At 49.8% G+C, this 16975-nt stretch carries 15 protein-coding genes; 2 read left to right on the forward strand and 13 right to left on the reverse strand.

Going from position 1 to position 16975, the window contains the following annotated elements:
* The first annotated feature begins 5 nt into the window (after positions 1-5).
* Together QBE55_12640 and QBE55_12645 are read left to right on the forward strand one after the other, a co-directional pair.
* Complete coding sequence (locus QBE55_12640; GenBank protein ID WZL78346.1) at positions 6-425, forward strand: integrase; 420 nt, start codon at positions 6-8, stop codon at positions 423-425.
* Positions 425-1993 (forward strand): recombinase family protein, encoded by a 1569-nt coding sequence (locus QBE55_12645; GenBank protein WZL78347.1) that lies wholly within the window; start codon positions 425-427, stop codon positions 1991-1993. Before QBE55_12640 ends, QBE55_12645 begins: the two co-directional genes overlap by 1 nt.
* A 56-nt stretch (positions 1994-2049) precedes the next feature.
* Here the strand turns inward: QBE55_12645 and QBE55_12650 are convergent, their stop codons facing one another.
* The 13 genes from QBE55_12650 to nifS all read right to left on the reverse strand — a co-directional run bounded on the left by QBE55_12650 (position 2050) and on the right by nifS (position 16971).
* Positions 2050-3429: a hypothetical protein gene (locus tag QBE55_12650; GenBank protein WZL78348.1), complete on the reverse strand. Its 1380-nt coding sequence runs from the start codon at positions 3427-3429 to the stop codon at positions 2050-2052.
* Positions 3430-3435: 6 nt separating this feature from the next.
* Positions 3436-3999 (reverse strand): hypothetical protein, encoded by a 564-nt coding sequence (locus QBE55_12655; protein WZL78349.1) that lies wholly within the window; start codon positions 3997-3999, stop codon positions 3436-3438.
* A 384-nt stretch (positions 4000-4383) separates the two neighbouring features.
* The gene (locus tag QBE55_12660; GenBank protein WZL78350.1) at positions 4384-5310 is read right to left on the reverse strand and encodes a recombinase family protein; all 927 of its coding nucleotides are present in this window, start codon (positions 5308-5310) and stop codon (positions 4384-4386) included.
* A 128-nt stretch (positions 5311-5438) separates the two neighbouring features.
* Positions 5439-6809, reverse strand: a complete 1371-nt coding sequence (gene rlmD, locus QBE55_12665; GenBank protein ID WZL78351.1) for a 23S rRNA (uracil(1939)-C(5))-methyltransferase RlmD — start codon at positions 6807-6809, stop codon at positions 5439-5441.
* 83 nt (positions 6810-6892) lie between these two features.
* Entirely contained in the window at positions 6893-7309 is a 417-nt protein-coding gene (locus tag QBE55_12670) for a thioesterase family protein (protein WZL78352.1), read from the reverse strand.
* Positions 7310-7408: 99 nt separating this feature from the next.
* Positions 7409-8368 (reverse strand): 6-phosphofructokinase, encoded by a 960-nt coding sequence (gene pfkA, locus QBE55_12675; GenBank protein ID WZL78353.1) that lies wholly within the window; start codon positions 8366-8368, stop codon positions 7409-7411.
* Positions 8369-8422: 54 nt separating this feature from the next.
* A complete protein-coding gene (locus QBE55_12680) occupies positions 8423-8620 on the reverse strand; it encodes a hypothetical protein (protein WZL78354.1) in 198 nt (65 codons plus the stop codon).
* A gap of 72 nt (positions 8621-8692) precedes the next feature.
* A complete protein-coding gene (locus QBE55_12685; protein WZL79944.1) occupies positions 8693-12376 on the reverse strand; it encodes a DNA polymerase III subunit alpha in 3684 nt (1227 codons plus the stop codon).
* Between the two features lie 23 nt (positions 12377-12399).
* Complete coding sequence (locus tag QBE55_12690) at positions 12400-13698, reverse strand: DRTGG domain-containing protein (GenBank protein ID WZL78355.1); 1299 nt, start codon at positions 13696-13698, stop codon at positions 12400-12402.
* A gap of 152 nt (positions 13699-13850) precedes the next feature.
* The gene (locus QBE55_12695) at positions 13851-14894 is read right to left on the reverse strand and encodes an AI-2E family transporter (protein ID WZL78356.1); all 1044 of its coding nucleotides are present in this window, start codon (positions 14892-14894) and stop codon (positions 13851-13853) included.
* 61 nt (positions 14895-14955) lie between these two features.
* The gene (locus QBE55_12700; protein ID WZL78357.1) at positions 14956-15126 is read right to left on the reverse strand and encodes a YtxH domain-containing protein; all 171 of its coding nucleotides are present in this window, start codon (positions 15124-15126) and stop codon (positions 14956-14958) included.
* Positions 15127-15150: 24 nt separating this feature from the next.
* Positions 15151-15696 (reverse strand): PRC-barrel domain-containing protein, encoded by a 546-nt coding sequence (locus QBE55_12705; GenBank protein ID WZL78358.1) that lies wholly within the window; start codon positions 15694-15696, stop codon positions 15151-15153.
* A gap of 87 nt (positions 15697-15783) precedes the next feature.
* Positions 15784-16971: a cysteine desulfurase NifS gene (nifS, locus tag QBE55_12710; protein ID WZL78359.1), complete on the reverse strand. Its 1188-nt coding sequence runs from the start codon at positions 16969-16971 to the stop codon at positions 15784-15786.
* Between the last annotated feature and the right edge of the window lie 4 nt (positions 16972-16975).

The following is a 16975-nucleotide window of genomic DNA, read 5'->3' on the forward strand; positions in this document are numbered from 1 at the left end:
AAATCATGGGACACACACCATACGGATACAGAACCGAAAACGGCAAAGCGGTCATCGACGAAGAGAAAGCCCAGCAGATAAGAAACCTCTACAGGAACTACCTTGACGGAATGGCGCTTGCCAGGGCTGCGCACGAAGCAGGAATCGAGACGTGGCACGGCTCGGCAAAACGCCTGCTCGAAAACAAGCACTACCTCGGAGACGACTACTATCCCGCCATCATCGACCAGCAAACCTACGACAGAGCACAGGCCGAACGCCTGCGCCGGGCAAAGGTGCTCGGACGGACGAACAGGAAAAAGCAGTCGCCGGATACACGAAAGCCGCCAACCCGGTTCAAGCTCGCCGCTCCTGAACAGGCCTACGACGACCCGAAGCAGCAGGCGGAATACCTGTACAGCCTGATTGAAAGCGAGGCACGGTGATGGCAAACGTGACAATCATCCCTGCCAGACGGCAGGTCGGAAACAACGTCAAGCAAGCCGAGCAGCCGAAGCTCCGTATAGCCGCATACTGCCGTGTCAGCACCGACTCGGACGAACAGGAAACCAGCTACGAAACGCAGGTCTCCCACTACACGGAGTACATCAAAAGCCACTCGGAATGGGAACTCGCCGGAATCTTCGCCGACGACGGAATCAGTGGCACCAACACAAAGAAGCGTGATGAATTCAACCGCATGATCGACGAATGCATGGCCGGAAACATCGACATGATCATCACCAAGAGCATCAGCCGATTCGCCCGCAACACGCTCGACTGCCTCAAGTACATCCGGCTTCTAAAGGACAAGAACATCGCGGTCTGGTTCGAGAAGGAATCCATCAACACGATGGACTCCAAGGGCGAGGTTCTGATCACCATCATGGCAAGCCTCGCGCAGCAGGAATCCCAGTCCCTTTCCCAGAACGTGAAGCTCGGACTACAGTACCGCTACCAGCAGGGAAAGGTGCAGGTCAACCACAATCACTTCCTCGGATACACCAAGGACAGCGACGGGCACCTCGTCATCGACCCGGAACAGGCGGAGGTCGTCAAGCGGATCTACCGCGAGTACCTCGAAGGGCTCTCCATGAAGAAGATCGCCGAAGGACTGGAGCAGGACGGCATCCTCACCGGCGCGGGCAAGACAAAATGGTACGACTCCACCATCAACAAAATTCTCCGAAACGAGAAATACATGGGCGACGCCCTGCTTCAGAAAACCGTAACCACGGACTTTCTCACCAAGAAACGCGTACGCAACTCCGGTGCCCTGCCGCAATACTATGTGGAAGATGACCATGAAGCCATCATTCCGAAGGAAATCTTCATGCAGGTGCAGGCGGAGCTTGTGCGACGCAGGAAGGTTCACACTGGGCCGAACGGCCAGAAGCGCATCTACTCCGGCAACAACTGCTTCTCTCAGATGGTCGTCTGCGGAGAATGCGGCGAGCTCTACCGGCGCGTCCACTGGAATAACCACGGCTGCAAGAGCATCGTCTGGCGATGCATCAGCCGCCTTGAACCCAGCCGCGCCGCCATGAACTGCATCAGCCGAACCGTCAAGGAAGACCTATTGCAAGAGGTCACGGTCAAGGCCTTCAATCGGATACTCACCGATAGCGACGGTTTCCTCCGGCAGATGCAGGAGAACATAGCAAAAGCTATAATGGCCGCCGACACGATGAGCCCGGACGGTATCCAGGCACGGCTCGACGAGCTGCAGAAGGAGCTCATCCGAAAGGCCAACAGCAAGCAGGACTACGATGCCATCGCCGATGAAATCTTCCGGCTGCGCGAGCAGAAATCACAGGCCGAGGCAGACACCCGCAGCCGCGAGGAGACCCGGAAGCGCATCGCCGAGCTGCAGGACTTCATCGCCGGGCAGGAAACCGACATCACAGAATTTGATGAGGCTCTGGTCAAAAAGCTCATCGACAAAATCACCGTCTTCGCCGACCACTTCACCGTGGAATTCAAGTCAGGGATCATAATCGAAATCGAAGCATAAAACGAGGCTCCCTTACTACCAATGATGGTAATGTGGGAGCCTTGGTCTGTTTGTTTTTACTCAAATACTACAATATAATCTGCGGAGATTTCATCAAAAGTAGAATCTACATCTTCAAATATCTCAGCAAGTTGCTCGTTTATTATTCCTCTAACATAATCGTCACGCACACTCGGTTTTTCTATTAACACCCATTTCAGTTGCTGATATGAATACTTTGCAAAAGCTATCCACTGTGGATAATTGATTGCCATTGGATTCTGCGTAAAATACACTTTTCCAGCATTAACAGCAGTTGCCGCAGAATGCCCGATGAACAGCATGGTCGCCAACTTTGGATGCTTCGCCCGACCAAGTGAAAAAGGAATGGATTCTTTGATAGAGTACCCTTCCTTAATTCGCTTGAAAGCATACCCTATCCTTGTTACCACTTCAACAATCATGACCGGTATGGACAGCGTACAGAAATGTATGAAATCGTACCCCTCGTAATACATGCCCTGCACAATCTCTGCAATGGTCTGATCATATTCTCCAATTTCACCAACCTGCAAAAGATTGAATAATCCCATCAATGGAGCAGGAAGTCCCATCGATGTTGTGATATCTGATTTGAAATGAATTATCTGTTTTGCGATTGCTGCAAAGATATCTGTTTCTTTTCGATCAGCATAGTTTTCCATAACCTGAGACACAATTTTACCGGTCTTATCGATCGTGGTCATTTTTCCTGTTAGAATATCCGCCACTCCAAATATTAGACCAAGCAAAGGATCATGCCCAAGAGAAAGAAGTCGATGATAATATGCAGACAACCCTTCAACACGTACCGTTGTATTACGATTATCCTGTGCATCAAAGGGAACCTTACTGACCTTGGAATTAGCCAGTTTTTCCATCTCTTCTTCCGGGAATTTCTTGTCAAACCAGTCCCTGACGTAATTCGCAAGAGTCCCGCCTTTAAGACCTTCAGGTGTCTTCTGCGGAATACCCACCAGCAAAATATCTATGGCTGCGCCGAGCAATCCTGCTGCCGCACTTATTGCAATATCATATTTGTCCAGATGATGTAATACATTGTACTCTTTATTTAACTGCCGAATTGCTCTATTGTTATTGGCCAGTTCTTCAGGAGTAAATATATCTTCCAGTTCGCTGCCTGTCCCCACGCTTCTTTCTGCTTCAAGGCAAAGATTCTCCCATGATGGAACAACCATAACCTTTCTCGGTACTTCTGCTGGCACATTTCGAGCCGCTGCTCTCAACTCTGAAAGTTGTCTGCCATATCCGAGGTTCTGCAAAAGAGCTTCACTTTCAGAAATCCTATCATTTACAGCGGATATTGAGGGACGATGTATTTCGAATAATTCCTTTTCCTGATGGGCGAGAACGGTATTAATCTGTTTTTCAACTTCACTATAGTTATATTTACTCATGTTTACTCATGAAGCAATCCCCAGATCTTTCTGTAGATCCTTTATAGCCTGTTGCAATAGAATATTGAGGCTCTGCAAATAATCCATTCTCTCCTTGCCTGCATCGGCTTCTGTCTTCATTGCCTTAATTATAGCCTCATGCTTCTTCAAGGCTTCTTTGTATAAACGTTCCTTTTCCTGCCGTAACTGTTTATTCTTCAGATGAGAGGCAACACCCACCCCCGCGGCAGCAAGGCCTGCGACCGGAGCTGCAAGAACAAATACTCCGGCGACCATACCACCACCAATTAATGCACCTGCTGTAGCAAGACCAGATGTGATACCAGCAGCAGATAATCCAACAACGCCAAGACCGTAAAGAGCCGCAAAAGAACCTACGCCACCAATACCGGCTCCCAGAGCACCAGCCAAAACTTCTGGAATTGCACTTTCTTTAATGGTACGATTCTTATCATTCAGAGCCGCTGCAGCCTCGTTTACAACATTAACAACTGACTGCATGGATTCCACGCTCTGGAAATTCATGTCCTTCTTCTTTTTGACATATGTGTCTTTTTCTTTTTTGCTCATAACGAGATACCCCCGAATGCTATTTTATCTCAACGTCTCTGACGTCTATCTTACAGCCACAACTCCCCGACATCTAACTCGGCAACTCAACATAGTGACATCTATCAAGGCAACTCAACCCTCACTCTTTTTTTCCTGATTTGCCCTTGGATAAGTTACCGAGAAGCGTTTTGTATGCCCGATGCCAAATTTGCCCGATTGCCAGAAACCGCAGTATTACTGGACTTTCGCGGCTATTTCCCTTCGACCCTTGACATCAATACTACCGTCTCAACATGTGAAAGTTAGGCTATTTCACACACTTGTAGAATTTCCTTTATTTACAAAGGTTTTCTGGCTGTTTGAGTGTATCGTACATCCATATCGCCATCTCAGATGAGTAGGCTATTTTTGCTTTTTGGAGCTGTATTTCGTGCTCTTCCTCTGCCTTTCACCAGATTCGGTAATAACAATATTGCTTCGTTTCGCTCGTGCTTCCCGCGCGGCACGGAATACGTCCTCTGTAATGATCGGCGGGTGGCTGTCCTTCATTTCAAACATCTGACCCTCCGTCACAGAGTCTGCCAGCCGCACAGTTCCTATGTATTTCTCGTTTGATAGCAGGGTGTCTACTGACCTCTTGCTCCACCGTTCTTTTCCCGTAGGAGAGGGAATCTTTTGTTCAGCCAGTTTCTTTGTAATCCCCAATATGCTTGCTCCGTCAATGTACCAACGGAATATATCACGTACCACTTGTGCCTGTGTCGGCTCTACCACGAGATTTCCATCATCGTCCTTCACATAACCATACAGGCGCTTTCGGTAATTACCGGAACTGCCGTTCAAAGCGCGGTTTCTGAATCCTATGCGGATATTCATGCTTCTGGTCTCATTTTCAGCCTGCGCAAATGACTCAGCAACAGAAATGAGCAGATCATCATCAACTACATCTGTATCAAGACCATCCTCATCAAATATGACACGTACTCCAGCGGCTTTTAGTCTTCGAAGTGCCTCAAGCGTATCAACGCTATCTCTTCCAAACCGGCTGATGCTTTTTGTAAGGATAACCGATATATGATGCGCCTCAGCTTCTCGGATCATCCGCTCAAATTCTCGGCGCGGTGCTTCTCCCTTTGCGGTACCAATATCTATAAACGTATCAGTCAGTTTCCATTGTTCGACATTGGCCACCGCTCTTGTTAGAGCTGCTATTTGTGCGGCAAGGCTATTTAGTTGGTTCTTTTCACCGGTACTAACCCTGCAGTAGATGCCAACATTCATGCCCGGATCAGTTCTTTTGGCAGGTATATACCACACCTTTGGGCTCACTGTACCGCCTCCTTTCGCCTTATTTTAGCCTAATTATATCGAATAATACTATCAATGTACAGTAGTCTATTATTGGTCTTTCCCCGTCTCGAAATACAATATATATGAGTCAGATTGCCATGCATACACTACATATTGCGTGACATCAATGCTACCGTCTCAACATGCATTGTCTGGGGGAAAAGATCGACCGGCTGCACTTCCTCTGCCTGATACCCATTCTCCGACATAAGGTTCAGATCTCTTGCCAGAGTGGCTGGATTGCAGGAGACATAAATCATTCTTTCCGGTGCCATTTTTACAATCGCATCCAACAATTTGGGGTCACAACCTTTGCGGGGCGGGTCCACCACCACGACATCCGGATGCAGCCCAAGCCCGGAAAGCCTTGGCAGTACCGCTTCCGATCGGCCTTCCAGAAACTCTGCATTTTCTATCCCGTTCAATCCGGCATTTTCTTCTGCATCCCGGACTGCCTGCGGGATCGCTTCCACTCCGTAAACCTTTGCCGCTTTGCCTGCAAGAAAAAGAGAAATGGTGCCGATCCCGCAATAGGCATCCACGACCTTTTCCTTCCCGGTCAGGTTTGCATACTCCAGAACTTTGCCATACAGTTTTTTGATTTGAATCGGATTGACCTGAAAAAACGACAGCGGGGATATCCTAAACTTTAAATCGCCAATCGCATCCAGAATGGAATCGGATCCCCACAAGGTAATGTTTTTTTCCCCCAATACCACGTTTGTTTTTTTCGTTTGAACATTCTGTATAATGCTGGTGATCCCCGGCAAGCCATCTTTCAAAAGGGAAATCATCTCTTTTTCCCGATGAAGCTCCCCATTGGTCACGACAATGACCATCAACTGATGACTCCGAAAGCCCACTTTGATTACCACATGCCGAAGGACACCCCTGTGGGTACTTTCCTCATAAACGGGGATGTTATAGGTCTGAATGAATTCCCGCATGAGGCACATGACCCGGTTGATGACTTCATGCTGTATGGGGCATTGTTCAATATTGATCAGATTATGACTCCTGGCAGCATAAAAGCCCAGCACAGGGCGGCCTTTTACCAATCCCACAGGGAACTGGGCTTTATTGCGATAGTTCCATGGCTCATCCATGCCTATGGCAGAATGGACAGTAACATCCCTCAAATGCCCGATTCGTTCCAACGCATCCCGTACTTTCTCCGTCTTATAATCCAGCTGGGCATCATAAGTCAGGTGCTGGAGCTGGCACCCTCCGCAGGCCTTGAAATACGGGCACCAAGGTTCGATGCGAAGAGGAGAATTCTGTAGGATATCCAGGAGCTTTCCATAGGCATAGGCCCGGGCGATCCTTACGATTTTAACAAGCACCCTTTCCCCCGCCAGGGCTCCCTCCACAAAGACAGTAAAGCCGTCCACACGGCCGACGCCCTCTCCGTTGGTTCCAAGGCGGTCTATATTCATTTCATAATCCTGATTTTTTATAACAGGTATTTCCGGTCTCATCCTGACTCCTCTTCGTTTCCGACAGATTCCAGCTCGTTGTTGTCATTCGTCGTCCCTATCGCGCCATTCTTTCATCCGATATCCTATTCCATATTTTTTCGGAATATCTCATATATTTCCGGCTGCTTCTTTTTTACATTCACAGGTTTCAGATCGGCATCCGTAAAAGCATGAACCGTGCTGCCACGTGCAAGAAGCAATCCATCTGCATCCCGGATTACTTCATATTCCACTGTAAAACGAATTCCCCTGAACTTTGAAATCCTGGTACGTACCGTCAGCTGATCATCATATTTTGCGCTGTGAAGGTAAACACAATGCGATTCCAACACGGGGAGCAAAATCCCCCTGCGCTCCATATCATGATAGCTCATGCCTGCTTCCCGCATCCAGTCCGTCCGGCCGATATCAAACCAGGAATAATAATTGGAATGATAAACCACACCCATCTGATCTGTCTCGCTGTACCGTACCCGGATTTGCGTATTCTCACAAATCATCCGATTCCTCCCCGGCTTATTTCTCCCAGATAATTCAAGCTACCCGGTATTCGTACCCGGGCAGTCCGATATTTCATACTGCAGTATCCGGTTGTTTCATTAAATGGAAAGAATCTGTGCGAGATCATACAATTCCTTGTTGAATGGCCTGGTCATAGCCAAAGCGTCTTTGATATCATCATCCACGATCTGATTTCCCCGGGTACTGATCACCCGATTGCCCACATCCTTTTCCAGCAGCTCCACTGCATAATGGCCCATCCGGCTGGCCAGTATGATGTCTGCCGCCGACGGGCTGCCGCCTCTCTGAATGTAGCCCAGTACCGTTGCCCTGGTCTCCATTCCGGTTTTCTCCTCAATCACCTTTTCCATTTCGAAAGCCTTGCCGACTCCTTCGGCCAGAATAATGATGCTGGAGTTCTTGCCGCGATGCCGGCCTTCAATGATCCGTCTGCACAGCTGATCGATATCCATCGGCTTTTCCGGTATCAGGATCCCTTCCGCTCCGCCGGCAATCCCCGTATAGATTGCAATGTCCCCCACATGTCTGCCCATCACTTCGACGATATTCGTTCTCTCATGGGAAGATACCGTATCCCGGATCTTGCTGATGGCATCCAGCACGGTATTGACCGCAGTATCAAATCCAATGGTAAAATCCGTACAGGATATGTCATTGTCAATCGTACCAGGTATCCCAATGACAGAAATTCCCCGTTCGCTTAAGTCCATAGCCCCGTGAAAGGATCCATCTCCTCCTATCACCACAAGCCCTTGAATTCCAAATATCTCCAGTACATTTGCTGCCTTTTTCAGCCCTTCCTCAGTTTTAAACGCTTCAGACCGCGCCGTATTCAAAATCGTGCCGCCTCGATGAAGGATTTCTCCAACCGATTTCACGTCCATCCGATCAATCTCTGCGTTGACCAGGCCGTCAAATCCTCTCCGTATTCCATAAACCTCCATGTCCTTGTAGACAGCTGTCCTTACCACCGCCCGGATCGCTGCATTCATGCCGGGTGCATCGCCGCCGCTGGTTAAAACTCCGATTTTTTTCATAATGTTTCTCCTCTCATGGAATTCTATCAAGCATTGTAGCACTTTACAAACGATTTAAAAACCATTTTCCATTAATATATTATGGACCTCCTGGGCTTCTGTTTTTGGAGCCAGAATTTCGTAGTAGTTCTCTTCCTCCGGGACATTCCGATAGACAGGCTTTAATTTGATCAGAAACCCTTCCCTGACCAATAGTTTGTTTATGTGGTCAGCCATCGCTTTTGTCCGGGCCATATAGACAACCCTCCACATGCCGTGCCTCCTTCTTTCCCGTTTTCCATCTGTTGCTGTGCATTGCCCTTCATTATTATTAAGATATACTCATTATACCATTTTAACACACCGTTCCCCAAGCATTCCGGTCAATTCCCGGAGCAGGACAGAATCCCGCCGGATCCATAAATCCGGGCTGGACTGATACAGCTTGTCCGTCGCCTCCAGATATAAATACACCGGAATACTTCCTCTGTACTTCTTCAACACGCTGCAGATATCCTGCTGAACATCCGGACTGCGGTCCCTGGATATCTTCAGGTACAGCCTGTGTCCCTTTTTCCCGGGCTCCTTTACAGATGTTTTGCCGGAGGTGCTCCCGGACGTCTTGCCGGAGGTGCTCCCGGACGTCTTGCCGGAGGTGCTTCCAGACGCCTTGCCGGAGGTGCTCCTGAACGCCTTGCCGAAAGTATCTCCTGATGCATTTCCGGTCCGTTTTCCGATCCTTTTCCCGGATGCTTTTCCGGACATCCTGTCGGACACCAGGGGCTCCACCTCATTGCAGATGACTTTGGGATCCTCCTCTTCCCGAAGGCTGATTTTACCCTTCAAAATCACAGCCTGATCGGTATTCAATAAGGAAGAAAACCTGGAATACACTCTGGGAAACACAATGACTTCAATAGTGCCATACAGGTCTTCCAGGGTAACAAATGCCATGATGCTGTTATTCCTGGTATATTTGATCTTCTTATCCATAAGAATACCACCCAGTGTAACCGGGGATCCGTCTGCCAGATCCGTAGCCGGCAGGCTTCCTTCCGCCATCGTTTCCTTCTCATCCTCACCCTGCAGGCCAAGAATATCCAGAGTGGTCTGAAAGCCTTCCAGGGATTCCTTGTACTCATCCAGAGGATGCCCGCTGATATAGACACCTGTCATTTCCTTTTCCATGGAAAGTAAGGTTTTGAGTGGAAATTCCTCCCGATCCGGCAAAATATCCAGCTGGTATGCGGCAGGTGCAGCAGATGAAGCGCCGCCAAACAGGGACAGCTGTCCGGAAACATTTCGCCTTCTGTCCTGGGCGAAGCTGTCCAGAATCTTTTCATAAACCGCAAGAAGCTGAGAACGATGGGCCCCCAGGGAATCGAACGCGCCGCATTTGATCAGGCTTTCCACCATCTTTTTATTGATCCCCACGTCCTCCGTCTTCCGGCAGAAATCCAGGAAGCTGACAAACCGGCCCTTTCCCTCCCGAACTTTGATAATCGCTTCAATCGCCGACGTTCCCACATTTTTCACGGCAGCCAGGCCAAAACGGATGGAATGATCGCGAACCGTAAATCTGGCATAGCTTTCGTTCACGTCCGGCGGAAGCACCGGGATGTTCTTCTTCCTGCAGTATTGAATATAGCCGGAAACTTTCCCGCTGTTCCCCATAAAACTGGTGATCAGGGCTGCCAGGAAGGGAACCGGATAATGGCATTTGAGCCACGCCGTATGGTAGGCAACCAGGGCATATGCCGCAGCATGGGACTTGTTGAAGGCATATTTGGCAAATTCCATCATCTCATCAAAGATCCGGTTGGCCTTTCCCTCCGGAACGCCGTTGCGCAGCGCTCCCGGTACGGTCACATTCCCGTCTTCATCCAGGATACCATGAATGAAGTACTCCCTTTCCTTCTGCATGACATCGGCCTTTTTCTTCGCCATGGCCCGGCGCACCAGATCGGATCTTCCCAGCGAATATCCCGCCAGATCCCTCACAATCTGCATGACCTGCTCCTGATAGACCATGCATCCATATGTCACCTTCAGTGCGGGTTCCAGGCTTTCATCCGTATACTCTATGGACTCCGGATGGTTTTTGTTTGCAATATACCTTGGGATCTGGTCCATGGGTCCCGGCCGGTAAAGGGAAATCCCGGCTATGATATCCTCGAAGGTGGATGGCCTGAGCTCCTTCATGAACTGCTTCATGCCGGCGCTTTCCAGCTGAAACACACCATCCGTATCCCCCTGGCTGAGCATATCATAAACCGATGCATCATCCAGCGGAATGGAATAGATATCAAGCTTTTCCCCGTTGCTCCGCCCAATCATCCCGACCGTATCCCGGATCACCGTCAGGGTGCGCAGACCGAGAAAATCCATTTTCAGCAGTCCCAGCTGTTCCAGCGTTCCCATGGGAAACTGGGTGGTAACACAATCATCGTTTTTCTGCAGCGGAACATAATCCGTCACCGGCTGCCCGGTGATCAGAACACCGGCCGCATGAGTGGATGCATGTCTCGGCAGTCCTTCCAGCTTCCGGGACATATCAATCAGGGACCGGGTGGAGGAATCCTCCCCGTAGAGCATTTTCAGCTCCTGATTCCTTTCCATTGCCTTGTCAATGGTCATTCCGATTTCATAGGGAATCATCCTGGCAATCCGATCCACTTCGCCATAGGACATGTTCAGAGCCCGTCCCACATCCCGGATGGCAGCTCTGGCTGCCATGGTGCCAAAGGTAATGATCTGGGCCACATGATCCTCCCCATATTTCCGAATGACATAATCAATGACTTCCTGCCGTCTTTCATAGCAGAAATCCACATCAATATCCGGCATGCTGACACGCTCCGGATTCAGGAAGCGCTCAAACAGCAGGCCGTACTTCATCGGATCGATCTGCGTGATATACAGGGTATAGGCCACCAGACTCCCGGCGGCACTGCCTCTACCCGGTCCGACAACAATCCCGTTGTCCCTGGCATATTTGATAAAGTCCCATACAATGAGGAAATAGTCCACATATCCCATTTGAATGATGGTTTGGAGCTCATACTCCAGGCGATCCCGGATTTCTTCCGTCACTTCCGGATATCGTTCCTTCAACCCTTTGTAGCAGAGGTCCCTGAGATACTGCTCTGCGGTACAGCCAGCCGGAACATCATACTTCGGGAGGTGGAGCCTGCCGAATTCAAACCCGACATGACACCGGTTCATGATCCTCACGGTATTTTTCAGAGCTTCCGGATACTCCCGAAACAAAAGTTCCATTTCCTCCGGGGATTTCAGGTAGAACTCCGGAGTTTCAAAGCGGAGCCGGTCGGCATCCTCTATGGTCTTTCCGGTTTGGATGCAGAGCAGGACATCATGGGCATCGGCATCCTCCCGGTTGATATAGTGCACGTCATTGGTCGCGACCAGCGGAATGCCGGCTTCCCTGCTGATCCGAACCAGCCCTTCATTGATCTCTCTCTGGGCAGGCAATCCGTGGTCCTGCAGTTCCAGATAAAAGGATCCCTGTCCAAAAATCCCGTTCAGGCGGTTGGCGGCAGCCACTGCATCATCATAGCGCCTTTGTTTCAGCAATTGGGGAATCTCTCCTGCAAGACATGCGCTGAGCCCAATCAGGCCCCCTGAATACCTGGCAAGGGTTGGGTAATCAATCCGTGGTTTGTAATAAAATCCTTCTGTAAACCCAAGGGAAGACAGAGCCATCAGATTCCGATAACCGGTTTGATTCTCTGCAAGAAGGACAAGATGGGTATAATTGCCGTCCGTATGCGCCTCCTTGTCCTTCATGCTGCGGGGCGCCACATAGACTTCACAGCCGATGACCGGCTTCAGCCCCCTGGCAACTGCCTCCTGATAAAATTCCACCACGCCATACATGACACCATGATCCGTAATGGCCATTCCGGGCATTCCCAGCTCCTTGCACCGGTCCAGCAGCTCCGGTATTCTGCCTGCCCCATCCAGCAGGCTGTATTCGGTATGCACATGCAGATGCACAAAGTCAGACATCTTATCACCTTTATTCCCCATGGTCATTTCTTCATTTCCTTGACGGCAAGCATTCCCCTGGCAATCAGTGCCTTCTCATGATATACGTTGATTTCCGCCTTGTTCCAGCTTCTCCCCTCTTCCACCGGCTCCACATCGATGTCCAGCATATCTTCCATCTGGACCGGACGGATAAAATAGACCGTAAAGGTATCCACAGCAATATCGGACTTCCGGAAACTCTTCAGCGTCAGGGTTCCCACCGTGGACATCAACATGGTCATCGCGTTCCAGCTGGCCGTTCCCATATGACTGAGCAGAATGGGCGTAACCCTGCCGGAGAAACGCGTCTTCCTGTTCAGACGCTTGCTGTTGAAATTGGCAAGGATGGAATCCTCCAGGGTCTCTCCCACCTGGGGCTGGTTCTTCATATATTGCATGGCCCGGATCACATCCAACTGACTGATAACCCCGATCAGCCTGCCGTCTTCCGTCACCGGCAGCAGTTCAATGCCCTCCCAGATCATGATATGGGCGGCGTAGGCAACCGTCGTCTGCCTGGTTACCGTAATGGGATGGCAGGACATATAGTCCTGAACCAGTCCATCCGGCACCTCCGGAATATCCTTTGAGGTAAGAACGCCCACCACATGAGCGGATTCGTTTACAACCGGAAAACGGCTGTGTCCGGATTTCTTCTGCAGCTTTCTCCAGTTACCGATGGGATCCTTTCCATGAAGATACAGCGGTTTTGAAATCATGATATCCTCGACCAGCAGAATTTCCTTTTTGATCATACGCTCGGAGATGGCCCTGTTGATCATGGAAGCCACCGTAAAGGTATCATAAGTGGAAGATATGACAGGCAGACCTTTGCGGTCCGCCAGATCACGTATCTCATCCCCGCAGCGGAATCCACCGGTAATCAGAACGGCGCAGTCATGCTCCAGGGCAAGACGGAACGCTTCCTCCCGGTTGCCCACAATCAGCAGACTGCCGGAGGAAAGATATTTCACCATGGCATCCGGGGTCATGGCGCCGATGACAAATCTGGCCAGCGTCCTGCTCAATCCATGAAAGCCTCCGAGAATCGTTCCGTCCACCATGGCAGCTACCTCTGCAAATGTCAGCCGTTCAATATTGCGCTTTTCCGCTCTCTCCACACGGATGGTACCTGCCCGGGGGAAGGTTTTGACATAATCTCTGCCTTCCGCATCCTTTATAGCACGATATGCCGTACCTTCGCTGACTCCCAGCTTCCGCGCAACCTTTCGGACGGAAATGGCAGACCCTATTTCCAGATCCATGATATATTGAATGATCTGATCATGTTTTGTCGTCATATCCTGCTTCCTTCTTTTTGCTGTGCATCCGTTTATCCGAAAGCGCATGCATTCCTTCTCAACATTTTATCATGAGAAACAGAACATGGCAAGAAATCCGAACCGTGCTTCAAAAATTTTGTCACTTTTTGATTTTTTTGTACTTTTCGTTCCTATTGAGGTGCAACAATACCCAGATAGATATACTTGAGGATGACCCGGAGAATCAGGACAACCGGTACAGCAAAAAACATTCCGGCAATGCCGAAAAACTGTCCTCCCACCCACAGGGACAAAATAACAGCCACAGGATGCAGGTTTACCACGCTGCCCATGATTCTGGGGGAGATCAGAATGTTTTCCAGCTGTTGAATCAGGACGGCAGCAAAAATCGTCCAGAGACATTTGTCCGGTCCTGCGAGAAAGGCCAGGACAACGGCCGGAGCGGCTCCTATCCATGGGCCGAAATAGGGGATGACTTCAAACAACGCTGCCAGGAATCCGAGGAAAAAAGCATAGGGAAGTCCTATGATCAGATAGGCTATGGTTGCCAGAATGCCGACCACTACGGCAGTGGACGCTTCCCCGCGGATAAAACAGTGCAGGATATGATTGATCTGCGATGCCACCATCATTACCGTTCTCCTGGAATGAACCGGAATGAGATGGGTCAGCTTTCCGGCAAAGTATTCCCGGTCCTTCAGGAAATAGAGCCCGGCGACAAATCCCATGAAGAGGGAGGGCAGAGACGATACCCCGACGATGGAACGATCCAGAAAGCCTGCAATATAGTGCATTGCCTTTTTCTGAAAGGTGAGCAGATATTCGTTCAGGGAGCTCTGTACTCCGTCCGGAATGCCCATTCTTTCCATGCTCTCCTGAATGTTGTTCAAAGCATCCCGAACCGACGCCATCAGTGCCGGAAACCGTTCCACAAGCTCCATGACTTCATTTGCCATCCTGGGCAGGAAAAACAGGGCAATCACAATCAGAAGTGCTGCCAGAGTCAGCACAATGCCTGCAATTGCCCATACCCTGGATACCTTACGTTCCAGAATATTACACAGAGGGGTAAAAAGATATGCTGCAATGACTCCGGTGATCAATAACCGGAAAAGGCCGGCGAACTTATCCCATTTTGCGGTTATGAACCATATTACTGCAGCTGAAATCAGAATGGCCAGACATATGCCTGCCTGCTTTCTGGTTGGTCTCATGAGGTTTCATCCTTTGAAAAGAAAAAAGGGACAAACAGAAGTCCCTTCCCTTGCTTTTCCGTCATTTCCGTTTCAAATCGGATACCTTCCGGGAAATATCATCTGCCATGTCCAATCCCTTGTTCAGAATCTTTCTTCTGGTCTTCGAATCAGCCGGAGGCATAAAGAGCCTGCCTGTCACGATACCAATCAAACTGCCTGCCACAAAGCTTTTCATATTGTGATTTTTCATAGAAACAACACTCCCCTTTCATAGCTATAGTTTGTTGAAAAAAATGTTTTTTATTCCCTTGTCACAGGGAAGTATGCTGTCTGCCTGTTCCAAAGTAATCACAAGCATATCGCCTTCCGGATGCTCAAAGGGCTGCCAGGGCAGAATCCGTCTTCCGGATACCAGATCCCCGAAGATGCTTTCCGACAATTCCAGGGCTTCAACTTTCCCGGTCAGCGGATCCAGCAGAATGTCGCTGATTTGACCCAGTTGCTTTCCGTCCTCCCGCAGAACCTCTTTGTTCAAAAAATCTTTCAATCCACCACTGTCTTCCGGAAATCTGTTGTTTCCCGGAAACTCCCCTTCCGTGAGGATCATGTCGTATCCGATGGTGGCATCCATAAAAGGAATTCCGATAAACTTTTTGCCCCACCCCCCATTCGTTACATAAAACCCTTCCAGCCTGGCGTTTTGCCCGCTTGTATACACATCCCGGACCATTCCCAGCCTTTTGCCCGTTCTGCCTTCTATCACCGGCATGCCAATGATGGATTGGCGCTTGATCATGGTGCTGCTTCGTTTCTTTTCCATTTCCCGTCCCTCATCCTTGCTTTTCTTCCCTTTATTTTCTCCCTGTCTTCCAAAGGAATACATGGAACGAAAACGAATTGATCGGATTTATATGTGCTTCGCACCTTTTCTTTCCTGAAGGAAAAGAGGGGAGGTTTCCCTGAGACTCTGTACAATCCGGGGAAGTACATCCAGTACATAATCCATTTCTTCCTCCGTATTCTCGTCTCCCAGCGTCAAACGAAGGGAGCCCCTGGCAATTTCCTCAGGCAGTCCAATCGCCAGAAGTACATGGGAAGGGTTCAGGGAACCGCTGGAACAGGCGGAACCGCTGGATGCCGCAATGCCTTTTTGGTCCAGACGAAGCAGAAGGGATTCCCCTTCTGTAAATCCGAATCCGATATTGACATTGCCGGGGAGTCTTTTGGTCGGATGCCCGTTCAGGCGGGTATAATCCACAGTAGTCAGGATTTGCTGTATCATTCGGTCCCTCATGGCAGACAATCGGGCATTATGCCCCGGAATATCCCGAGTGGCTGTTTCCATTGCCTTTCCCAGACCAACAATACCCGGAAGGTTTTCCGTACCTGCCCTGTGGTCCCTTTCCTGCGGGCCTCCGCTGATGAGCTGCCGGACCTTTGCGCCCTTTCGGATATAAAGGGCTCCCACTCCCTTTGGTCCATAGAATTTATGTGCGGACAGGGAAAGCATATCAATCTTCATGCCCTTTACATCAATGGGAACGCTGCCGATTGCCTGCACCGCATCGGTATGAAAGAGAATCCCTTTTTCCCTGGCAATCGCTCCGATCTCCCGGATTGGCTGGATCGTTCCGATCTCATTGTTTGCCGTCATCACGCTGATGAGAATCGTCCGCTCGGTAATGGCATCCCGAACCTGCTCCGGAGTGACCAGCCCTTCCCTGTCCACTGGAAGATAAGTGACGTCAAAGCCGTTCCGCTGCAGATCTTCACAGGTACGCAGAACAGCATGGTGTTCCACGGAAGTTGTGATGATGTGATTGCCTTTTTTTCGATTGGCCAGTGCAGCTCCCCGAAGTGCCCAGTTGTCCGATTCGCTGCCGCCGGCTGTAAAGTAGATTTCGCCGAAATCGGCATTCAGGGCCCTGGCTGTCCGTTCCCTTGCAAGATCCAGACCTTTTTTGGCCTCCCGGCCAAAACTGTGAACGCTGGAAGGATTGCCATATATTTTTGTGAAATAAGGAAGCATCTCCTCCAGGACCTCCGGCCTGGTAAAAGTAGTGGATGCGTGATCCAAATAAACTCTGTCATCCATCTTA

The sequence above is a fragment of the Eubacteriales bacterium mix99 genome (assembly GCA_038396605.1).
GTDB lineage: Bacteria > Bacillota > Clostridia > Caldicoprobacterales > DTU083 > UBA4874.